At 58.0% G+C, this 22432-nt stretch carries 19 protein-coding genes and 1 rRNA gene; 13 read left to right on the top strand and 7 right to left on the bottom strand.

The genetic code is table 11. From position 1 onward, the window contains the following. Positions 1–81: 81 nt before the first annotated feature. Both C1725_RS00975 and C1725_RS00970 read right to left on the bottom strand, forming a co-directional pair. Positions 82–453, bottom strand: a complete 372-nt coding sequence (locus C1725_RS00975; protein ID WP_102409823.1) for a VOC family protein — start codon at positions 451–453, stop codon at positions 82–84. A 59-nt stretch (positions 454–512) separates the two neighbouring features. Beyond that, complete coding sequence (locus C1725_RS00970) at positions 513–1349, bottom strand: MBL fold metallo-hydrolase (RefSeq protein ID WP_102409822.1); 837 nt, start codon at positions 1347–1349, stop codon at positions 513–515. A gap of 353 nt (positions 1350–1702) precedes the next feature. Here C1725_RS00970 and C1725_RS00965 point away from each other — a divergent pair, with 353 nt between their 5' ends. The 7 genes from C1725_RS00965 to C1725_RS00935 all read left to right on the top strand — a co-directional run bounded on the left by C1725_RS00965 (position 1703) and on the right by C1725_RS00935 (position 11587). Continuing rightward, positions 1703–2962 (top strand): phosphodiester glycosidase family protein, encoded by a 1260-nt coding sequence (locus C1725_RS00965; protein ID WP_102409821.1) that lies wholly within the window; start codon positions 1703–1705, stop codon positions 2960–2962. Between the two features lie 43 nt (positions 2963–3005). Continuing rightward, positions 3006–3863, top strand: a complete 858-nt coding sequence (locus C1725_RS00960; protein WP_102409820.1) for a phosphodiester glycosidase family protein — start codon at positions 3006–3008, stop codon at positions 3861–3863. A gap of 61 nt (positions 3864–3924) precedes the next feature. Then, positions 3925–4629: a hypothetical protein gene (locus tag C1725_RS00955; RefSeq protein ID WP_146009091.1), complete on the top strand. Its 705-nt coding sequence runs from the start codon at positions 3925–3927 to the stop codon at positions 4627–4629. Positions 4630–5069: 440 nt separating this feature from the next. Beyond that, positions 5070–6398 (top strand): chromosomal replication initiator protein DnaA, encoded by a 1329-nt coding sequence (gene dnaA / locus C1725_RS00950; protein WP_102409818.1) that lies wholly within the window; start codon positions 5070–5072, stop codon positions 6396–6398. Positions 6399–7104: 706 nt separating this feature from the next. Continuing rightward, the gene (locus C1725_RS00945) at positions 7105–8808 is read left to right on the top strand and encodes an ABC transporter ATP-binding protein (protein ID WP_346026210.1); all 1704 of its coding nucleotides are present in this window, start codon (positions 7105–7107) and stop codon (positions 8806–8808) included. 20 nt (positions 8809–8828) lie between these two features. Next, complete coding sequence (locus C1725_RS00940; RefSeq protein ID WP_346026209.1) at positions 8829–10574, top strand: ABC transporter ATP-binding protein; 1746 nt, start codon at positions 8829–8831, stop codon at positions 10572–10574. 434 nt (positions 10575–11008) lie between these two features. Then, the gene (locus C1725_RS00935; RefSeq protein WP_102409815.1) at positions 11009–11587 is read left to right on the top strand and encodes a hypothetical protein; all 579 of its coding nucleotides are present in this window, start codon (positions 11009–11011) and stop codon (positions 11585–11587) included. Between the two features lie 131 nt (positions 11588–11718). On the opposite strand, the gene C1725_RS00930 is transcribed toward C1725_RS00935, so the two are convergent. Together C1725_RS00930 and C1725_RS00925 are read right to left on the bottom strand one after the other, a co-directional pair. Continuing rightward, positions 11719–13023 carry an AAA family ATPase gene (locus C1725_RS00930; RefSeq protein WP_102409814.1) on the bottom strand — a complete coding sequence of 435 codons (1305 nt, stop codon included), beginning with the start codon at positions 13021–13023 and terminating at the stop codon, positions 11719–11721. Positions 13024–13090: 67 nt separating this feature from the next. Next, positions 13091–13966 (bottom strand): metal ABC transporter solute-binding protein, Zn/Mn family, encoded by an 876-nt coding sequence (locus tag C1725_RS00925; RefSeq protein ID WP_102409813.1) that lies wholly within the window; start codon positions 13964–13966, stop codon positions 13091–13093. A 146-nt stretch (positions 13967–14112) separates the two neighbouring features. On the opposite strand from C1725_RS00925, the gene trpS reads away from it, so the two are divergent. The 3 genes from trpS to C1725_RS00910 all read left to right on the top strand — a co-directional run bounded on the left by trpS (position 14113) and on the right by C1725_RS00910 (position 18008). After that, positions 14113–15132, top strand: a complete 1020-nt coding sequence (gene trpS, locus C1725_RS00920; RefSeq protein ID WP_102409812.1) for a tryptophan--tRNA ligase — start codon at positions 14113–14115, stop codon at positions 15130–15132. Positions 15133–15238: 106 nt separating this feature from the next. Beyond that, a complete protein-coding gene (locus C1725_RS00915) occupies positions 15239–16225 on the top strand; it encodes a hypothetical protein (RefSeq protein ID WP_102409811.1) in 987 nt (328 codons plus the stop codon). Between the two features lie 286 nt (positions 16226–16511). Beyond that, complete coding sequence (locus C1725_RS00910) at positions 16512–18008, top strand: catalase (RefSeq protein WP_102409810.1); 1497 nt, start codon at positions 16512–16514, stop codon at positions 18006–18008. A gap of 79 nt (positions 18009–18087) precedes the next feature. Here the strand turns inward: C1725_RS00910 and C1725_RS00905 are convergent, their stop codons facing one another. From C1725_RS00905 to C1725_RS00895, 3 genes are read right to left on the bottom strand one after another with little or no spacing between them, the layout of a single operon-like run. Then, positions 18088–19098, bottom strand: a complete 1011-nt coding sequence (locus C1725_RS00905) for an ATP-binding cassette domain-containing protein (protein ID WP_102409809.1) — start codon at positions 19096–19098, stop codon at positions 18088–18090. Continuing rightward, positions 19052–19882, bottom strand: coding sequence for an ABC-2 family transporter protein (locus C1725_RS00900; RefSeq protein ID WP_102409808.1), 831 nt, complete (start codon positions 19880–19882; stop codon positions 19052–19054). Before C1725_RS00900 ends, C1725_RS00905 begins: the two co-directional genes overlap by 47 nt. Continuing rightward, the gene (locus C1725_RS00895) at positions 19872–20657 is read right to left on the bottom strand and encodes an ABC-2 family transporter protein (RefSeq protein ID WP_102409807.1); all 786 of its coding nucleotides are present in this window, start codon (positions 20655–20657) and stop codon (positions 19872–19874) included. Before C1725_RS00895 ends, C1725_RS00900 begins: the two co-directional genes overlap by 11 nt. A gap of 431 nt (positions 20658–21088) precedes the next feature. Here C1725_RS00895 and C1725_RS00890 point away from each other — a divergent pair, with 431 nt between their 5' ends. The 3 genes from C1725_RS00890 to C1725_RS00880 all read left to right on the top strand — a co-directional run. Beyond that, positions 21089–21625, top strand: a complete 537-nt coding sequence (locus C1725_RS00890; protein ID WP_346026208.1) for a ribosome hibernation promotion factor — start codon at positions 21089–21091, stop codon at positions 21623–21625. A gap of 43 nt (positions 21626–21668) precedes the next feature. Further along, positions 21669–21968 (top strand): hypothetical protein, encoded by a 300-nt coding sequence (locus tag C1725_RS00885; RefSeq protein WP_102409805.1) that lies wholly within the window; start codon positions 21669–21671, stop codon positions 21966–21968. 349 nt (positions 21969–22317) lie between these two features. Beyond that, positions 22318–22432 (top strand): 16S ribosomal RNA (locus C1725_RS00880); the annotation flags it as partial.

Below are 22432 nucleotides of genomic sequence, written 5' to 3'. Positions count from 1 at the left end.
AAAAACGAAGCGCTTGCGGAGGCTGCAAAAAGGCCGGCGCGGCTTGTGCCGCGCTGGCCCTCAATAAATTGGTTGGTTTTTTCAGCGCTTTTCGGGAACAATTTCAATCCAATAACCGTCAGGATCATGGATGAAGTACAGCCCCATCTGTTCATTTTCAAAGCAGATGCAGCCCATCTCTGCGTGCTTTGCGTGGGCGGCTTCATAATCGTCCACCGTGTAGCAGATGTGCGATTCGTTATCGCCCAGGTTATAGGGCGTTCCCTTGTCGCGCAGCCACGTCAGCTCCAGGCAGCTGCTGGAACGGCCGTCCGCGAGAAAGACGATGCGGAAGCTTCCGTCGTCCGCGGTCTTGTCGCGCTGCACGCAAAGGCCCAGCGCTTCCTGGTAAAAAGCGAGGCTGCGATCGAGATCGAGGACGTTCAGGTTCGCGTGCGCCATGGTAAAGTTCATGCTCAATCCTCCCTTATGAAGTTTGGCCGCAGCATGCGGTCAAGAGCGCCGCTGTTCGCTCAGCTCTCCCGGGGTTCCGCAGGGGTTTCGCCGTCTTGCGGCGGCTTTGGCGGGACCTCCGGCGCGTCAGGCTGTAGCGTCGCCTGCTCCGGCTCTGAAGGGACGTTCGCGCTTGGCGCTTCGTTTTCCTGCCGGTAGTAGATCGTGCTCTCAAAGGGACGGGTGAGCGCCACCATCTCCGTGCGGCGGGAGCGGTTGAGGCGTACGAATTCCTGCGCTACGTCCACTCGTCCCTGCCAGTGCATGGGGATCATCAGGCGGGGCTTGACGGCCATGGCGAAGTACCCGGCCCCCGCGTCGTACAGGCTGCCCTGACGCGGATCGACGGGGAAGAAGGCGACGTCGATGTCCAGCCCTTCCAAAGGCTTAACGGCCCTGTTGAAGGCGCGCTCCGCGTCCTCGATTTCCTTCGTCGTGGAAACGTCGCGCCAGTGCCAAAGGTTGAGGTCGCCCGCGTGGAATAGGGTCGCCCCGTGGTAGCGAACGAGGAACGATACGCCCAGGTCGGTCGAATCGTAGGCGGTGATGAACGCGCCGCCGATGCGCGTCTCCGCGCCTGGCTGCATGCGCTTTCCGATGTAGGGTTCCGGCACATCGTCCCCGAGCACGTAGTGTACGCGCTGCGGCTCCATCCAGTCGTAAATTTCAGGGGTAAAGTGATCCGGGTGGCCGTGGCTGACGAAGACGATGACCTGTTCATATCCCGCGAGGTCGGCCCGAGTGAGGCGGCCGGATTCTCCCGTTTCCCCAGGCCAATAGTCGAACACCATGCACAGGCCGTCCACGACCACGCGGAACCCGCTGTGGTTTAGGTACGTCACCTGAATTTCCTGCATTGCATTCGCTTCCTTTCCTGCGCTTTTTCTTTTGCAGACCTGATCTAAGCCATATTTTACACGCTTTGCGCCACTTGTCAAGGAAAATGAGCAAAAATATGGGCATTGCAATCCATTTTATCTTGTAAAAACGTCATTATTCGACAGGATCACTCCACCAAACTTCTGTGCAGCAGAGACGGGAGGAAGAGCGGGCGTATTGACAATTTGGCAGGTCGCCTCTATTATGATAAACACGGATTTTTCTGTCCATAGGCTGAAACCGTGCATTGCCGCCCTGCGGGGCCATTGCGCTGAAACAAAAAAATTGGGCGTACCGGCCATCGGACGCCGATAATCTGGAGGAAACGCACTTGGATCGACTGGATCGTACGCCGCGCCGCCGCCGGTACGATGCCGCACGAGAGGAACCGGCGTCCGCGCAGGAAGAAGACAGAGAGGAGCCGCAGAACCGGCGGCGCCTGTCAAAGAGGCGCGAGACGCAGAGCCTGCCCAAGCGGCATTTTGAATTGCCCAAGCCGGGCGTGCACTTCAACCCCCGTCCTCCGGCGCTGATCGCGGCGGGGATGCTGCTGCTGATCGTCTGCGCACAGGCGAGCGCGCCGCTTGAACCGCTGCCTACCGTGCAGGAGCGCTTTGAGGATTGGGTAAAGACACAGAACGACCTGACCGTAAAGGCCCTGCCGGGGCCGACGATCGAGCCGGACTCCACGCTGGCTGCTATTTTGCAAAAAGAGCAGAGTGAGCCGGAAAGCCCTGTGCAGAGCGCGCCGGCCGCCGCGACGCCGGGGCCTGAGGCGACGGAGGAGCCCAGCCGCTTCAAGCACTACGAGCCGGGCGAGCTTTCCTACAAAAGCGACTCGCTTTCCGTCTCCATCGAGCAGATTCAAGAGGATGGCGTCACTTACTTTCTGGCGGACATTCAGGTGTCAGATCCCAAACAGCTGAGGACGGCCTTTGCTGGCGAGAAGTACGGCAACGCTTCCTATGAGACGGTCTCCGACATCGCAGATCGCCATCAGCCGGTTATCGCCGCGAACGCGGACTTTTACAAATTCCACAAGAACGGCATCATCCTGCGAAACGGCGAGCTGTACCGCAAGCAGAACAGCCAGCGGCATCTGCTGATCGTAGATGGAGAGGGCAACATGTCTGCCCTGACGGATCGGCGGGAGAAGCAGGGCGTGGTTGCAAATCAGCTTGAAAAGGCGGGCACCTGGCAGACCTTTGAGTTCGGCCCGGTACTCGTGAAGGACGGAGAGGCCACCACGCTGCCCAAGAGCTTTTTCATCCGCACGGCGGACGATCCGGCCTATCGCGAACCGCGAACGGGCATCGGCCAGATCGGCCCGCTGCACTACATCCTGATCGTGGTGGATGGACGACGCGACGGATATTCCGAGGGAATGACGCTTCCGGAGTTCCAGCAGCTGTTCGTCAAGCACGGCGCGCAGTTCGCCTTTAACTTGGACGGCGGCGGCTCCACGACGCTTTACTTTCAGGGCGAGGTCGTAAATATGCCGTCCTCGGGCGACGAGCGGCGCGTATCGGACATCGTGATGTTCGTGGACGCCGCATCGCTGCCGGACGAAGGGGCGGGCGCGGCGGAATGATTTTTACAGAACCTACATATATACAATAGAGAGGAATGGACAGATGCACACATTCAAGCGGGGCTTATGCGCGCTGCTTGCGCTTTGCCTGATGTTTTTATCCACCCTTGCCTTCGCCGCCGAGACGCCGAAGGAGCGCACGTCCGAACACTACGACACCTATACTTCTGACACGCTGACGATCGACATTACGCGGGAAGCGTGGACGTTCAAGTCCCATAAGCTCAAATTTCTGGTTGCGCACGTGCACGTCGAGGACCCCGCCCAGCTGCGCACGGCGTTTGCGGGCGACGTGTACGACAAAAAGATGGTGGAGGATACCGAATCCATCGCCGAGCGCAACGGCGCGGTGCTGGCCTTTAACGGTGACTATTACAACCACAAGGACAACGTGGGCATCATCATCCGCAACGGCGAACTGTACCGCGAAAAGAAGAGCACGCGCGACCTGATGACCATCGACCGCAACGGGTTGATGGAGACTTACCTCAAGTCCGAGCGCGAGGAGACGCCCATCCCGGCGGAGGACCTGATGCTGCAGGGCGTGGTGCAGGCGTTTGAATTTGGCCCCGCGCTCGTGCGCGACGGAGAAGCGCTGGAGATGCCCAGCAAGTACATCATCACCACCAACGATCGCATCCGCGAGCCGCGCACCGCGATTGGTCAGACCGCCGACGGGGATTACGTGGTCATCGTCGCGGACGGACGGCGCGACGGCTGGTCGGATAAAGGCATGACGCTGCAGGAGCTGGCGCAGGTCTTCGTGGAGCAGGGCTGCGTTACCGCTTACAACCTGGACGGCGGCGGCTCCGCGACGCTCTACTATAACGGCGAGATCATCAACAAGCCTGCGGGCGGCGGCCAGCGCCGCGTCAGCGACATCGTATATTTTGTGCCGTAAGGGAAGGCGAAGAGCCGGGTGGCGCTCCCCCGCGGTAAGGATGGACAAGGAGGGATGCGCCGTGAGACGCACATTATGCCTGCTGCTTGCGCTGCTTGTTTTGCCCCTGAGCGCGTTGGCAGCCGAAGGGGATCCGCTGCTCAACGCGGAGGAACTGGGCGAACTTCGCGAGTCCTACGAAGCCTTTTTGGACGAGCTGGAGGACATGATCGTCGAAAAAGGGCTGCTGGATGAAAGCCAGCGGGAGGAGTGGCGCATGTATCAGCTGGGCGACTTCTTTCAAAACGGAGGCTACGGGATGATCGCGGCGATGTATACGCCGGACCTGCTGGAGTACGCGCGTGAAGAGGACACGATGATCCGCTTGTCCCTGGAGACGCCGGCGGGCACGCTCTGGGTCGACACGATGCGCAGCTACACGCCGCTGGATTCCGCTCAGCCGGGGCTGCTGCTCGAATTGAGCCTCACAGACGCGGAAGGCCTGCCGGTCGCCTGCCGGTTCCGCTATACGGCCTCCTCGGGCGGTTTCATCGCCTGGGACGCGCTCCGGGCGCGCAACAGCGATGTGGGCATCACCCTTATCAACGACGGAAGGCCCTGCTATTGGTCGGACCAGCCGCTGACTACCGACGAGTACGCCGATTCGCCGGTTATCGCCCTTGAGGTACTGGCGGAGGACGACGATGCCCAGGTGCTCGCCGCGGCGCACCTTACGCTGACCCCCTCGGGTACGGGCTGGCGCGTCGCGGACGATGCGCTGAGCTGAAAATCCTTTCAGGAAACTTTTGTGAATAATATTCATAAAAATCGCGCTATCATGAATTTATATTCATAATAGCGCGATTGCTTTTGCACAGGATTCGTGGAAAAAAACCAAGCCTTGTGCAGAATCCGTCGAAAAACCACCAGCGGTGGGGGACGAGGTTTTCAACAATTTTTCGCCAACCTGTGTAAAAGTGCAGAGAGACGTGCGGGAGACAGATCGAAAAAAGCTTGAAAACGCCAGGGTTTTTTGGTATTATAGACGTGGTTTCGCGGAAACTTTCCACAGGCTGTGGAAATACCTGTGCAAAATTTCCACACATTCCACATTTCGAGCGGATTCGCACGGCCGGGTGTGCATAGGATTACAGGCCGGGCAGCCGCTGTATTCTTGTGCAAATAGAGGAGCGCCGGGGCAGGCAGGATATGAGGAGGACATCTTTGATGGAATATGAAGAGATCTGGGAGAAAACGACCGTGCTGCTGCGCGAGGACCTTCCGGAGGTTTCATATAAAACGTGGATTGCCTCTTCCTTAAAGCCGTTCGCGATGGAGGACGATCACCTGTACTTGGAGGTGGTCAGCGACTTCATGCGCAAGACGATCCTCGGCCGCTATCAGGAGCTCATCAACAACGCGGTGCTGGAGGTCTGTCATAAGCCCCTCACCCTTGAATACCTGACGCCGCAGGAGCGCGCGGAATGGCAGGGCCAGCGCAAGGATGGGAAGGACGGCCTGGAGATTTCCGGCGTCAACATGTTCAACCCCAAGTCCACCTTCGACACGTTCGTCGTGGGCAACTCCAACCGCTTTGCGCACGCCGCCTCTCTGGCGGTCGCGGAGGCGCCGGGAGAGGCCTACAACCCGCTGTTCCTGTACGGCGGCGTGGGCCTGGGGAAGACGCACCTGATGCACGCGATCGGCCATTACATTCAGCAGCAGTTCCCGGCCATGCGCCTGCTGTACCTCTCCAGCGAGACGTTCACGAACGAGCTGATCCAGGCCATCAAGAACAACAAAAACGTCGAATTCAGGAACCGCTTTCGCAACGTGGACGTGCTGATGGTCGACGACATTCAATTTATCGCGGGCCGCGAATCCACGCAGGAGGAGTTCTTCCATACGTTCAACGCCCTGCACGGCGCGGGGAAGCAGATCATCATCTCCTCGGATAAGCCGCCGAAGGAAATCGCCCGGCTCGAGGAACGTCTGCGCTCCCGCTTCGAGTGGGGCCTCATCGCGGACATTCAAAAGCCGGACATCGAGACGCGCGTCGCCATTCTGCGCAAGAAGGCGGACAGCGAACGCATCACCGTGGACGACGAGGTGCTTGAGCTCATCGCCACGCGCATCGAGTCGAACATCCGTGAGCTCGAGGGCGCGCTCACACGCGTGGTCGCCTACGCGTCGCTCACCGGCCGTTCGGTGGACGCCTCGCTCGCCGCGGAGGCGCTGCGCGACATCCTCTCCGTGCGCGACCCCAAGCGCATTACCTGTGAGCTGATCCAGCAGGCCGTCGCCGAGTACTACGGTGTATCCGTGCAGGACATCGTCGGCCAGAAGCGCAAGCGCGAAATCGCCCTGCCGCGCCAGGTGGCGATTTATCTCACCCGCGAGATGACGGAGATGTCGCTGCCCCGCATCGGCGACGCGTTCAAGCGCGACCACTCGACGATCATGCACTCCTGCGACAAGATCGCAGAGATGGTGAAGACGACGTCGGAGATGGCCTCCACCATCGACGACCTCAAGAAGAGCATTCAGGAAAAATAAGGCGCTTTGCAGGCGCCGCAGAAGGTTGCCTGTAATTTAAAACTGGGATGCATGAAGCTCCCGGTTTTTTGTTTATTCAATGTTCAGCGTGTATACAAGAAGAAGGTACTCCTTTGAAAGGCTTACAGGCAAGTACAGCTTCATCCCGTATCAACAGCAGTATGATGTAAACGTAGAAACTGACTGCTTAGCGGATAAAAACTAAGAAGGATGCGTCCTATGTATTTTGATAAAGCCAGTCCCTATTTCAAGGTGAACTGGACTGTTTGTTATTCATAAGTAAAATGTAAAGTTTTATTGTAGAATTGCGCATTCTTTTTCCAATGGAGAAGGGGTTAGGCTGCATAGATCTTTATTTCCTTTTTAATTAAAGTATGGTATAAATTTATTGAGATAGGGTTTGATTTTTATTTGTGCGTACAAACGCACATATATGCCGGGAATGAAATTACTTACATTATATCTGACAGGATAAAAACTAAGCTAGATTATCAACTAGCGAAAACACGCTGATGCAGGTATTTGCAAATGAAGGACCGGTATGGAAAAAGATGCGCATACCAATTCGTTTGTAAAAAAGCTGAAATTATTTACCACATACAAGAAAGCTTAAAAAGAAAAGGATATAAGTATGCCAGATTGCTTGAAAACGGTTGTGAAAATATGGAGATTAATTGACCGAGCAGCAAAGAACAAAAAGTCCGTAATGGGGCTGTATTTTCTTTCCGGCCTCTTCTTGGCCACGCTCTCCATCCCAACCGTGTTTTGGAGACAGGCGCTGCTCGACGGCATGGGCGGGCTCTCCATCGCGGAGCTGGGCGGTTTTATGCGGCTGTTGGCGCTCAACATCCTGCTGACGTACATCGGCAAATACGGCGGCCCGTTCATCCTGAACGCGTGCGAATGCGCCCTCTCGAACGTCCTGCAAAAAAACGTCCAGATGCTGTTTTACGAAAAGGTAGGGTATGTGAAGTATCCGTTGCTGGAGAACAGCCAAAACAGCGACGCCATGGCTCTGGCGAAGGAGGGTTTCGGGGGCGTCTGGAACTTCGTGAAGCAGCTTGGCGTTTTGTCTGCGGCAGCCGTCAACTTTCTGTGCTATTTTTATCTGCTCGTCAGGGCGCAGGCCTCTCTGGGCGCACTGCTGTGCGCGGTGTTCCTGCCTGTTGCCCTCTTCGCCGTTCACGCGGGAAATTTGTTTTACAGCGTGTGGGAAAAGACAGCCGCCCTGCGCAGACACTGCGATTACCTGAAAGGCGTATTGCTCGGCAAGGAGTACGCCCAGGAGAGGATTCTATATGGATACGCCGGAGCGTTCAAAAAACTTTGGAAAGAGGAATACGGAGAGGTCAGAAAGGCCTCCATCCGTGAAGAACTGAAGGGGTCCGTCAAGACTCAATACGCGGGCGTCGCCTTTGCGGCGTATATCCTGCTCTTTATCGCCGTGTTGGTCACCGGCGTGCGAGCGGGAAGGATGAGTTTGGGGATGGGACTCACGCTCCTTTCGGTGATTCCGTTTGGGCTGAAGGAGCTCATCGATCGCGTCGCCCGATCGGTCGGCGAAATGACGAAGGCCTCCCGCGAAATCGGATTGCTTTCGCGCGTGCTGGAATTCGAGGAGGAAAGGCGGGGCGCGGCGCCTTCTCAGCGTCAAGCCTTTTCCAGGGTTGAATTGAAGGACGTGCGCTTTACCTATCCCGGCGCGCAAACGGCGACGCTCGATAGGCTGAACCTTTCGTTTGAAACCGGCAGGCATTACGCGCTGGTGGGGAAAAACGGCGCGGGCAAGTCCACCATCGTGAAGCTCCTGCTAGGGCTGTATCCCCTGCAGGAAGGGTGCATCGAGGTGGACGGCCGGAACATTTCCGACATGACGCGGGAGGAAATCGTAGGCGTCGCCGCGATGCTCTTTCAGGATTTTGAGCAATACCACGTGACGCTCGCGGAAAACATCGCCATGGGCGATCTCTCGCGGCGCGGAGACACCGAGGAGATATGGCGCGTGGCGGACGCGTGCGGTCTGACAGAGACGATAGGCAGGCTCCCCCAATCGCTTCATACATTCCTGGGCACCGAGCGCGAGGGTGGGATCGATCTGTCGGGGGGCGAATGGCAGAAGGTCTGCCTTGCGAGGCTGATGATGTCTAGGGCCAGCCTGAAGATATTGGACGAGCCCACCGCCTCCATGGACCCGCGCCAGGAGCTCGCATTTTACGACCTCTTCAACCATCTGCTCGCCAAGGATACGACGATTACCATCTCTCACCGGCTGAATTCCTGCAAGACGGTCGATTGGATTTACGTCATCGACCACGGCCGGGTGTGTGAGCAGGGAAGTCACCAGGATCTGATGCGACAAAACGGCATGTATGCCGAAATGTTCCGCAAGCAAAGAAGTCAGTTCATTTAGTCCATCTTATGGGAGGATATATGTTTTTCTGCAAAACCACTGGGGTGAAAAAAAAGCCCCGACTCGGCTACATCGGCAGAACGATTGCCATCATCTACAGGAACGCGCCCTACAGGTTCCTCGTGTGCATCCTCCTGATCGTACTGACGTCTCTGTTCAACCCCGCGGCTATCGTCGCGCTGGAGCGGCTCATCAGCGCCGTGGAAAGGATGGAGGGCTCCCTGTGGATGCCCGCAATGGCATTTGCGGGCATCCTGTTGGTCAGCAACGCGCAGAACATTTTCAACGCGCTGGGTTCCTACCTGTGGATCACCGCGGAGATGGCGATGCAGAGCGAGCTTATCGATAAGGCCAACCGCAAGGGTCTGATCCACTACGAATCCCACGCATTGTACGGGCAAATCGAGCAGGCGAACCAGGGCTACATCCACGCCGTCGGCAACACCATGCTCCTCATATCGGCCCTTTGCATCACGGCGCTCTCGACCCTGTGGATCAGCGCCTATCTGTCAGGAATTGATTCGTCCATCGCGTGGGTCGTCCTGGCGATCGTGGCCGCCAAAGCGCTCGAATACGTGCTGCTGACGCGACGAAACCTCGCCTTTCGCCGCGAATACGCCGAGAGGGAGCTGCGGGCGAATACGCTGTTTGACTACCTGAAGAGCAAGGAGACGCGCGCCTATAACCTTCAGCAATTTTTCCTGACGAAGCTGCGCAAAAACCGGGAAGAGGTCTTTCAAAGAAAAGAAAGGCTGGATTTTTCCAACCTTCTGATCTCGCTTCTCAGCAACACGGTGAGCTTTGCCGCCTACGGGCTCGTGACCTTCTTCACCGTCCTTTCGCTGGCAAAAGGGGAATCGGGGAGCGCCGGGCGCGTCCTGGTCCTGTTCGTCGCCATCGAGATGATATTCAATAACGTCGAGGTCGCTGTCGAGCGCATCGGGAACGTCTTCCAAAACATCGCTTATTCCGGGGCGATGTTCGACTTCCTGGATTCCGAGGACGGGGATGAGGAGCGGACCGTCGAGCCCGGCGATGAGATCGTGCTGGAGGACGTCTCCTTTTCGTACCCGCAGCGACAGGCCTGTGTGATCGACCACGTGCATTTCCGGGCCAAGCGTGGCGAAAAAATCGCGATCGTCGGGGAAAATGGTTCCGGCAAGAGCACGCTGATGAAGCTGCTCATGGGGATGTACCAGCCGACGGGCGGCACGATTCGCTATGGCGAGGAGCTGGGCGTCTGTGAAAGCGGCTATACGCATCTGACCGGAGTTTTGCAGCAGTACAGAGTTTACGACCTCTCCATGCGGCAAAACATGGTCTTTACGGAGGAAAGGACGCGCGACGCGCAGGTCGAGGAAGCGCTGTACCATGTCTTCGACCGTGCGTGGGTTAAAAACCTACCCGACGGGCTGGACACCCAGGTCGGCCTGCGGTTCGGCGGCGTGGAATTTTCGGGCGGGGAGAAGCAGAAGATCGCCATCGCGCGCGCCTTTCTGCGCGCGGGCAGAATCTGCTTTTTCGACGAGCCTACGTCCGCGATCGACCCGTTCATGGAGGACGAGCTGTACCGCCAGATCATGCGCATCGCGGAGGGAAAGACGACATTTTTCGTGACGCACCGCCTGTCCTCGCTTAAATACGCAGACAGGGTTGTCGTGATGAAGAATGGCCGCATCGCAGAAAGCGGCACCCACGAGGAGCTAATGCGCCGTCAAGGCGAATACGCGCAGATGTACGCTGCGCAAAAAAACAGTTATATGTAAGGCGTGAAAATTGTGAATAAAAAAACGTTGCCATACGGTTCTTCTATTATAATATCTTGGACGTGGCACGCAAACTTGCTTTCCATTTTAGCTCCTCATGAGGTGTCTTATAATTGGATATATAGCAATTATCATGAAATAAAAAAGGTTTTTTACATAAAGAATCAGAAAAGGAAGACATGCTAACGACGCACGTGAGCAGGGGGGAGAGGCGAGATGACTGCGTTGCGTGACGAGGTGCGTTGTCACCGGCACGGTATCCTCTATGAGGAGGTGAGAGAACCAGGAGGAGCGCCATTCGTAAACCATGTGTTCGGATGCAATAATTTGTCTTTACGTATCGGGTAAAACTTTTGATGAAACAACGCTTCAAACTCCATTTGAATCAATCGGTATTGAAATGTATACGTACTATTCGGGAAGGAGATGAATTTATGTTGAGGAAACTTATTGCGTTATCATTGCTTTTGTGCTTTATCCCTTTTTGCCTGGGCGTGGCTGAACCTGTAACTTTATCTACGTCAGAAGCTTGGCGAGAAAGCATGATAGATTATTTTGAATCGCTGGAAATAGATTTGACGTTTACGAAAGAGGCATTGGGGGCGCCATACCCTGATGGATGGGAAATCTACAGGGCAAAGTCAGACGATGAAGACTGGCTATTGCTGCAGGTGCTATCGGCAGATCAGGAAAATATTGAGTGCAGTGTGATATACAATGGCGGGGATTCCATAAAAAATGAAAGCATGTTGGTAGAGGCATGGAACGGGGCCATCAGCGCCTTTTATCAAAATTTGTCTGACGAGCGCGCTTTATCTTACATTGAAGCACTGCAAGAGGATTTAAAGCAGCAGCAGCGCTTTACAAATCAAAATCTGGATTCTTTTTATGAACTTGAAGGAAGGGTGGATATTGAGGGGACGATCGTTCGTTTGGCGCAGGGGCGGATAACGCTCATCAACTCCACAAAGCTGCTGGAGGAATATGAAAAGAATGTGGAGGATAAAAGGTGAGGTGCTGACGATTGACGGGGTTTTCCTGTCATCGCACGCAGCTGTCGCGCAGGAACGAACCCGTTTCACTAAACTTTATGAAAATAGAATCGGCGGACCGTCCATTCCGGACGGCCCGTCTTTGTATGCGCTTATTCCTTCCCCCGCGCCCGCTGGCGCTCGCGAATCTTCAGCTCGTTTCCCTGGTCGCTGGGCCGGTAATAGCGCTTGCCCCTCACCTCGGGCGGCATGTACTCCTGCGCGACCCAGTGCCCGGGGAAGTCGTGCGGGTACTTGTAGTTCGCGCCGGAGCCCAGCTTGGCGCTCCCCTTGTAGTGCGTGTCGCGCAGGTGCACGGGCACGGGGCCGAAGCCTCCTTGCTGCGCGTCCTGCATGGCGGCGTCCACCGCCGTGGAGACGCTGTTGGACTTGGGACTCTCGCAGATGGCGCAGATCGCCTGCGCGATGGAGAGGCGCGCCTCCGGCATGCCGACCATTTCCAGCGCGTGCCCTGCGGCGACCGCCTGCAGCATGGCGATGGGGTTGGCAAGGCCCACGTCCTCGCTGGCGTGGGCGATGATGCGCCGGACGACCAGCCGCGGATCGACACCTGCGTAGATCAATCGCGCGAACCAGGCGAGCGCTGCGTCGCTGTCCGAGCCGCGCAAGCTCTTGCAGAACGCCGAGAGCATGTCGTAATACAGCGATTCGTCGCAGCGGATGACCGGCCTTTGGATGGACTCCTCCGCGACCGCGAGCGTGAAGCGGATGACGCCCTCCGCGTCCGGCGGCGTCGTGAGCACGCCCAGCTCCAGCGCGCCGAGCGCCGAACGCACGTCGCCGTTTGCAATCTTGGCGATGTGGTGCAGAGCGTCGGAGGATAGGTCGATCTTTTGCAGGCCAAAGCCGCGTTCCGCGTCCGAAAGCGCGCGCCGCATCGCGGCTTCGACGTCGGCCTGCCCGAGCGCTTCGAACTGGAACACACGGCAGCGGCTGACGATGGCGGGCGTCATGGCGATGTAGGGGTTTTCGGTCGTCGAGCCGATGAAGCGAATGGTGCCTTTTTCGATGGCCGGGAGGATGGAGTCGGACTGCGACTTGCTCCAGCGATGGCATTCGTCCAGGAGAAGGTAAGTCGCCTGCCCGTAGAGGGAGAGGCGGTTTTGTGCCTCCTTCACGACCTCGCGCACCTCGCCTACGCCGCAGGTGACGGCGTTGAGCTGCACGAACGCGGCGCGCGTAGTGTTCGCGATGATGGAGGCGAGCGTCGTCTTGCCGCAGCCCGGCGGGCCGTAGAAGATGCAGGAGGTCATGCGGTCCGCCTCGATGGCGCGGCGCAGCAGCCTGCCGGGGCCTACGATGTGCTGCTGGCCGAAGAATTCGTCCAGCGTTCGCGGGCGCATGCGGTCGGCGAGCGGTTTGAGTTTTTCATTCGATGCGGAAAAGAGATCGTCCATGTTTCGTTACCTCAAAGCGTATCGTGTCCATGTGAAACGGGCGCCGGACGGGCAGCGCTTTTTCGGGCTACTGCGAAAGCGCGGATTTCAGCGTCTCGATGTTTTGGGTCATCGCGCGTTCCCACACGGTCGCGTCGCCGCGCGGGCCGTTCAAAAGCACGTCAAGCGAGGCTGTGATGCGCCCCGGCAGCGATTTGAGCATCCTCGGCGCGGTATCCTCCACGAGCAGGACGGCTTGCGGATACGCCGCCATCAGCGAAAGCAGCTCCTCTTCGTCCCCCTCGAGCGGCTGCACGGAAGGGTCGCGTTCGAGGGTCATCACCACGTCGAGCCCCGCGTCCAGCGCGAGATAGGCGAGCGCCGGGTGCGCCACGATGACCTGACGCCCTGCGAAAGAGGCGAGCTCCTCCGAAAGCGCATCCTTCACGCGGCTCACCGCGTTCTGCGCCTCGTCGTTGGCGCGTTTGTAAGCGGCTTCATTCGTGGGGTCGAGCTGGCACAGCGCTGCGCTGACGCCATGCACCATCTCCCCCCAGCGCGTGGGGGAGAGCCAGACATAGGGGTTGTCCGCAGGCGTGGTGTCCTCGTCCGGGTCGAGCACGCGTCCTTTGATGCGTTCGATGTGCTCGCCCGCGACGATCAACGGCTTGAGCCCGCTTTGGTAGAGGAAGGGGGTGAAGCTCTCCAGTCCGCCGCCGAGCAATACGACGATGTCCGCCTCCTGCGAGCGGACGAAGTCCGGTTCGCTGATCGCGTAATCCTCCATGTAGCCGGCCTGCGGCATGAGGAACAGAGCCGCCGTCTGCGGGTCGCATCCCGCTGTGATGCAGGCGAGGTAGACCGGATAGCAGGAGGCGCGCACAGAGGGAAAGGAGGCGAGGGCGAGCGACGGCGCGAGCAGGAGCGCCGAAAGCAGCACGGACAAGGCAAATTTTCGTTTCATGCAGGCATCTCCTTTGTGGGCCGATACGGCCTCGTGAGGATAGGGAGGGTGCTGTCCTTCTATTATAGCATGAGCCCTTGCGGTTCTGCCCACGATGTGATAAAATTTGTGATTATGAATCCCGGTAGAAGTTGGGAGGGCATTTCATGGAGAATCAAGCGGTTGCGGCGCCGAAAAAGCGCATTTATTCCGGCATTCAGCCGTCGGGAACGCCGACGCTGGGCAATTATATCGGCGCGATGCGCAACTGGAAGCTGCTGGAGGACGAGTACGACTGCATTTATTCGGTCGTCGATCTGCACGCCATCACCGTGCGCCAGGAGCCTGCGAAGCTGCGCAGGCAGACCCAGGAGCTGACGGCGTTGCTGCTGGCCATCGGACTGGCCCCGCAGAAGAACATCATCTATTTACAGTCGCACGTCCCTGCGCATGCGGAGCTCGCATGGCTGCTCAACTGCTACACCTACATGGGCGAACTCTCGCGCATGACCCAGTTCAAGGACAAAAGCCAGAAGCACGCGGATAACGTCAACGCGGGACTTCTTACCTACCCCGTGCTCATGGCCGCGGACATCCTGCTCTACCAGACGGACCTCGTACCCGTGGGCGCGGATCAGAAGCAGCACATCGAAATCTGCCGCGACATCGCCCAGCGCTTCAACGGCCTGTATGGCGACGTGTTCACCATCCCCGAGGGCTTTATCCCCAAGACCGGCGGGCGAGTTATGTCCCTACAGGAGCCCACGCGCAAGATGTCCAAGTCGGATCCGGACGAGTGCTTCATCAGCATGCTCGACGGCCCGGACGACGTGCGCCGCAAGATTAAGCGCGCGGTGACCGATTCTGACGCGGAGATTCGCTTTGACCCGGAAAACAAGCCGGGCGTCTCCAACCTGCTGGCGATCCTCGCCGCGTTGAACGGCAAAAAGCCGGAGGAAGTGGGTGCGGAGCTCGCGGGAAGAGGCTACGGCGAGCTCAAGCAGACCGTAACCGACGCGGTCATCGAAGCCCTTTCGCCCATTCAGGCGGAGTACGGCCGGATTGTCAAGGATAAGGCGTACCTCGAAGGCGTCATGAAGGACGGCGCGGAGCGCGCCGGACGCATCGCCAACCGCACGCTGCAAAAGGTCATGAAGAAGATCGGCTATGTACTTCCGGTCAGGTAAAAAGGCGGCGGAAGACCGAAAGAACCTCAAAAAAGGCATGAGAGGCTTCGATGCGCATGCCTTTTTTCATAATCGTGGACGGTGAACACAGAAAGAAGGCTTGAACGTGAAGAAAGCGGCGTCCGTCATTCTGACCATCCTGGTTCTGGCTTTTGCACTCGACGCAGGAGCCGAGAAAGCCAGGGGAATCGAAACCAAGGCGGATTCTATAAATCACGCGCAGCACCTTGAACGCCATGTCTACGCGGAGGATCTCGCGTGCACCGGAAATTATGTAAAAGTCAGGACGAAAGTCCAGGGTGCCGACGTACGCGGGCATTTGGAACAGGCCGATTGTTTTATGCTGCTTGAAATATCCGGAAATTGGGCGCGCATTCGGGTGACGCAGGCGGATTCGTCCAGTCCGGATTCCTGGGCGGGTATGGAAGGCTGGGTCGATACGGACTACATTGATTGCGCATGCGGTGCGGAAGCGTATGAAGACGGCGTCTTTGAAAGCGAGCCCTTCTCCCCACAAGAGAGCAGACAGTGGGATTCATATGCGCAAATTCTCGATACGTACTATGAAGCGCTCCACGACGAATGGAAGCTTGAAGACATGCTCGGGCTCTTTTGCGAGCCCTATCAGGCGGATATGGAACAGACGGGTTACATGCTGCAAGATGTGGATGGAAATGGAACGGATGAGTTGCTCATCATGGGCCTTGATGGCGAGGTGTATCAATTATACACTTTGTTAAACGGATCCCCCCTTTGGGTGATGGAGGGATGGACAAGAAACACCTATTACTTGAGCAATGACGGAGGCTTTGTCAACCAGGGTTCTGACGGAGCTGCCTTTTCAAGGAATTACATTCTCGACCTCGTCGGGGCGGAGCTTGTCGTGCGGGAGGGCGTGATCAGCGACTACGACGAAGAGGCGCAGGATGTGGTTTGGTATTTTACAAGGGACAGGGATCTGGATACCGGCAACGATACGGTAATCTCGGAGGAAGAGGCTTATGCGTTGATGGACAAGTACGATGCGATGGCCGTTCAGAACCCTGAAGGGGTCATCCCATTTAAATCCTACGGTGCAGATTCTCCCTTCTAACGGTCGCCGCTTCACGCGGCGGCGTGCTGGATAGCATGCGCCGCATTGTACAGCTCCGGATGAATTTTACGAAATCGAGGTCACGCGAAAAAAGCGTGGCCTTTTTACTTTGTGAGAACAATTCTGACAACCAATTTTATACGACGCAAATATTTGATAATAGTTCTCAAAAATTTCCGCAAATCGCTTGACAAACCCAAATGTAATGACTATAGTTACAGTAAAGAACAAAACAGACGGCGCAGGGGCGCGAACCGACCGACAACGAAAGATGGAGGTTTAAAAAATGGAACGTAAACTGACGAACGAGGCGGGCGCGCCGGTCGCGGAAAACGAGCACTCGCTGACCGCCGGGCCGCGCGGCCCGGTCATGATGCAGGACGTATGGCTGCTGGAGAAGCTGGCGCACTTTGACCGCGAGGTCATTCCAGAGCGCCGCATGCATGCGAAGGGATGGGGCGCCTATGGATGCCTCACCGTCACGCACGACATTTCAGAATGGACGCGCGCTAAGGTGCTGCAGAAGGGCGCGAAGACGGACCTGTTTCTTCGGTTTTCGACCGTCGCGGGCGAGCGCGGCGCGGCGGACGCCGAGCGCGACATCCGAGGCGTCGCGGTTAAGTTTTACACGGAGGAGGGCAACTGGGACCTGGTAGGCAACAACACGCCGACCTTCTTCCTGCGCGACGTGCACAACTTCCCGGATCTCAACCGCGCGGTCAAGCGCGACCCGAGGACGGGCATGCGATCGGCCCAGAACAACTGGGATTTTTGGACGCTGCTGCCGGAGACGTTCCATCAGACGACGATCGTCATGTCCGACCGCGGCATCCCGGCGTCCTTTAGGCACATGCACTTTTACGGTGAGCACACGTACAGCCTGTACAATGAAAAGAACGAACGCGTCTGGTGTAAATTCCACTTTAAGACACAGCAGGGGATTAAGAACCTCACCGACGGGCAGGCGGCGGAATTGATCGCAAACGACCGCGAGAGCCACGGCCGCGATCTGTACGAGTCTATCGAAAAGGGCGACTTCCCGCGCTGGACGATGTACGTGCAAATCATGACCGAGGAGCAGGCGAAGAAGCACTATGAGAACCCGTTCGACATCACGAAGATCTGGCGGCACGCGGAATACCCGCTGCACGAGGTCGGCGTGCTCGAGCTCAACCGGAATCCTGAAAACTACTTCGCCGAGGTCGAGCAGGCGGCCTTCACGCCCGCGCACGTCGTCCCGGGCATCGGTTTTTCGCCGGATAAATTCCTTCAGGGCCGCCTGTTCGTCTATGGGGACGCACAGCGCTATCGGCTTGGCGTCAACTACAACCAGATTCCCGTAAACCGCGCGCGCTGCGAGGTGAACGACTATCACCGCGATGGATTCATGCGCGTAGACGGCAATTACGGCGGCGCGCCGGCCTATACCCCGAACAGCCAGGGCGTATGGGCGGCGCAGCCGGACGTGATGGAACCGCCGCTCGACCTTTCCGGCGCGATGTACGCCTACGACCCGCAGGACGATCCTACGGACGATTGCTTCCGCGCGGGCGGCGACCTGTGGCGCGTCATGACGGAAGAGCAGCGCGCGCTGCTCATCGGGAATACAGCGCGAAATATCGCGCCCGTGACCGATAACGTCAAGTATCGCCATGCCGTGCATTGCTATTGGGCGGACAAGGCGTACGGAGAGCGCATGACGGCAGCGCTCGGACTCGACATGAAAAAGGTGAAGGAGCTGGCCGAGGGAGATCAAAAGAGCCTGATTGCAGCCACTTGTTGACAACCCCAAGAAGAAATCGTACGCAGAAAGCTGCCCCCGGCGGGACATTTGTCCCGCCGGGGGCAGCGATTTTTTGGCGTTAACGCTTTTCGCCCTTCCACTCCCGGTACATCCCGGCAATGATGTCTTCGATGGGCGCTTTGCCGATCTCGATGTCCTCGATTTGGGCGCAGCCGGCGAGGGACGCGAGGAGGTCATGAACGCCCACCTGTGTGCGGTCGAAGGCGTACTCGTGTACGCCGCCCTGCGTAGACAGATAGGCAGCCCCGGAGACAGCGGGGGCGTCGCCCGGTGCGCGCACGCGAATGCGGGCATACCCGCCCGCCGCACGGCGCAGCGCGGCGAAATCCCCGTCGAAGGCGATTTCGCCGTTTCGCAGAAGCACGATGCGCTGCGCCATAGCCTCTAGATCGTCCATGTCGTGGCTGGTGACCACGATCGTAACGCCCTCCTCGCGGTTGATTCGCCGCAGGAAGGCGATCATCTGCTGCTTGGCAAGCACGTCCAGCCCCAGTGTCGGCTCGTCCAGGAACACGACGGAGGGCGAATGCAACAGCAGCATGCCCAGGTCCGCACGCATACGCTGGCCGAGGCTGAGCTCGCGCGCAAACGTGTGCAGAATTTCCTTCAGGTCCAACAGGTCGGTCACCATCGCCAGGTTGCGCGCGTAGACGTCTGCGGGGATATCCCATACGTCGCGCTTCCATTCAAAGCTGGTGATGATCGGGTGATCCCACCACAGCTCCGTCCGCTGGCCGAAGCACACGCCGATGCGGCGCATCAGCTCCACGCGATCTTTCGCGGGGTCCAACCCCAATACGCGCACTGCGCCGGATGTAGGCGACAGGATGCCGGAAAGCAGCTTGATCGTCGTGGACTTCCCCGCGCCGTTTGCGCCTGCGTAGGCGACGAACTCGCCGGGCATTACGCGAAGCGACAGGTGGGAGAGGGCGGCAACCTCCCGCTTTTCGGGGTGGATCAGGTTTTTGACGATGTCGCGCATGCGCCCTGTGCGCTGCCACTGCTGATAGATCTTGCTGACGTCAGCGATGTCCAAAGCCGGAGTAACGGCTGCAGCCGTTGATTGCATAATAGTTCATTCCTTTCCGAAAGACGCACTGTGTAAGGAAAATCAGGATTGCGGAGGCCGCAAAAAGAAGCAGGTATGCGGACGCTCCGGCACGGCCGAGCAGCGCCTGCGCGGGCAGCCAGCCGGTCAGACCGATGGGGAGCGCCGTGCACAGCACCGCCTGAAATGCGGGGGCCAGGCCGCCCAGCGGATAGCCCTTCATTTCGCCGAAGAGGCCGCGCGCGTCCGAGGCAATTTCCTCCGCGGCGGCGGGCGCGTAAAACGCGAGGCAGGAGATGAGGCAAACGACGCTGATGATGATCGCGCATGAGCACAGCGTGCATAGCGCGAGCAGCGGAACGTTTACGCAAAGGCCGCCGGCGTGCGCGGCGTAGGCGGTCAGCGCCGCCCCGCACAGCAGCATGCTGGACCCGGAGACGGGCGCAAAGCCGGAGGAGAGCAGCTGTATCCAGATGGGAACAGGCTGCAGCACGCAGTGGTCGAGCTGACCGCGCCCGATGATGCGGCTGATCTGGCCGATGTTGTTGCTCGCAAACAACAGCATGTACAGGCCGTCCACGATCGTCGCGTATCCGAGCAGGAAGAGCACTTCGGCGCGGCTCATGCCGCCCAACCCGTCAAAGCGGGAAGCGAGCAGGAAGACGCCGGATACGCAAGCCGCTGCGCTCACGACGTCCGCGGCCATTTGTAGCAGGCAGTAGCGCGTGTCGCGCAGAAACCATAGGACATCCATGCGCGCATACACGCGGTAAAGGCGCAGCAGCGTCCTGATTTTAACCGCCATAGGACACCATCCTTTCCCTGCTTTTTCTAAAGATGAAGAGCGCAAGCGGCCAGAGCGTGAGATTCCACACGGCCTGCAGCGCGAGCAGAGGCAGCGGATCGCTGCTTCCGATGTAGATAGAAAGCGGCGCGCTGGCGATGGAGCCGAGGGGCATCAGCGCAAAGGCCCGGCCGACGGACGCGGGCATCAGCGCGAAGGGGATGACCGCTCCGGAGCAGAGCTCATAAATCGCTTCCCGTACCTGCGTCGCAGCCCAGCAGCCGTTTTTGAGCCGCATCGCCAGCGCGGAAAAGCACAGGTCGAGCGCGAACCCGAGCGAGGCACTCAGGGCGAGGCTGAGCAGGGAGAGCAGGCCGCAGGAAATGCTTCGCGGCAGCGGCGATATGCCGATCAGCGGGGAGAGCAGCCAGACAGGGAGCCCGTAAAACAGGAAGACGGGTACCCACCAACGGCCGATGGTCTCGGCTGCTAGGCTTTGCAGGATGGACATGGGGCGCGTGAAGCGTCCGATGAGCGAACCCTCCCACAGTGCCGAGGTGGCAGGGGTGAGGATGTTGAGCTGCTGACGCCAGACGGAGGCCATCAGCGAATAGGTGAGAAGCGTAGGCAGCGTCATGCCGCCCAGGTCTGCTCCGCTCGACGCGAGGGCGCGCCAGATGAGCGTCAGCAACAGGAACTGCAAAAAGCGCACGGCGTATTCGCCGCCTACGCCGAGCAGGTTGCCGTCCAGCACCTGGCGCGCGCAGAGCGAAGATGTGGCAAAAAAGCGTTTCAAGAGGCATTCCTCCTTTTATTTGGGCAGAAAAATGCCCGGTGCACCGCAAACGGACGCACCGGGCACGTAAGGACAGACTGAATCAGGCTGTACTTGAGGGGCCGGGACGCATTGCGGATGCAATTTGGGCGCACTTTAATAAGGACCCGGCCAGATTACCTGTCTGAATGGCAATATAGGCGATGTTCTGCCAAAGGCTCGACTGCTTGAACACGCGTCGCATGCGTCTCCCCCCTTTCATACGAGAATGTTTCTTTAGTTTATCACGTTCCCGCGCATGCGTCAATCCTGGATTGTGGCTTCTTTATGAACTGTGGACAAGTCAGTTGCTTTTCGTCTGGCGATACGGTATAATAAAAGCAAATCGAGGAGGCTTTGAAAGCTGGCATAAAGAAAGATGCCGCAACATGATTCCCAAAGGAGGCTTTCAAATGATCGTTCGTTTCGTCACAAAGGATGCCCACGTTCCCCAGAATGTCCTGGACACGATGGAAAAAAAGCTGCATCAGCGCCTGGACGCTTACTACCGCAGCGAGGAAGAGGATGCCTCCACGATTGTGGTAAAGATCACCGAGCGCAAGGGGATTTATAAGGTCGAGATCACCATGCCATATGGGGGTCATCAGATGCGCACGGAGAACGAGGAACGCGATCTTTCACTGCCCGCCCTGGATAAGGGTATCGATATTCTGGAGCGCCAGATCAAGAAGCACAAGACCCGCATCAACCGCCGTCTGCGCGAGGTGCCGGAGCTTGCACCGGACGCTGCGGCGGAGGAGCCGGACGAGCCTTATGCCGTGGTCAAGATCAAGCACTATGAGAGCAAACCCATGAGCGTGCAGGACGCTATATTGGAAATGAACCTGCTGGGACATACATTCTTCACGTTCTACAACGCGGATAACAAGCAGGTCTGCACGGTCTATCGTCGCAATGACGGCGATTACGGCCTGATCGAAATTGGTTGACCCCCTGCTATGGAAATGGAGACGCTGAGAGGAGGCGACGCCGTTGAACCGGAACCTTATCATCCTGCTGGTGGTGCTCGTCGTGCTGCTGGTCGCTACGGTCAGCGCGATCTTCTTGCTGAAGCCATCGAGCCCTGAGGTGCCGCTGCCGTCGCCCTCCCCTATGGTGACGGACATCCCTTCTTATGACCCGGACGGAATCGATCCGAACGCGGACGATCCGCTCGCTGGCCTGACGGAGGAAGAGATCGCTGCATTGGCCATGGGCGAAGAGGATCAGCAGGACTTTGGAAGCGGATTTGAGGACGTCGCGGATGGCGCTATGCCAGTTCCGATCGACTAAGGTACCCGCCGCGGGCTGACGCGATTGCGTCAGCCCTATTTCTTTAGACAAGTTGCCTATGAGAAGCTGGAAGAGGATGTACAGGGTGCCGAAGAGACGAAAAGCATGCGAAAAAGGCGAAAAAAGCTTTCAAAAAGCGTTGACAAAAGGAGAGGAGTTTGGTATACTAATCAAGCTGTCAGCGAGCGAGTGAAAAACTTCTCGCAAGCTGCACAGAAACGATCCTTGAAAACGATACAGAATAGAGAAAAGAAACGCAAACGCAAGGAAAAGACAGTTAATTCTGAGAAGAGTTTTGAATCTTTTGTGAGCCGGTGCAAACCGGAACACCAAGAGGAGATAAAGGATTGAACATAAGAGTTTGATCCTGGCTCAGGACGAACGCTGGCGGCGTGCCTAACACATGCAAGTCGAGCGGGGATCAAGGAAGAGCTTGCTCGGAAATGATTCTAGCGGCGGACGGG

The sequence above is a fragment of the Beduinella massiliensis genome (genome assembly GCF_900199405.1).
Lineage (GTDB): Bacteria > Bacillota > Clostridia > Christensenellales > Aristaeellaceae > Beduinella > Beduinella massiliensis.
The sequence above is the reverse complement of the archived record's forward strand: the minus strand, read 5'-3'. Positions and strand labels throughout refer to the sequence as shown.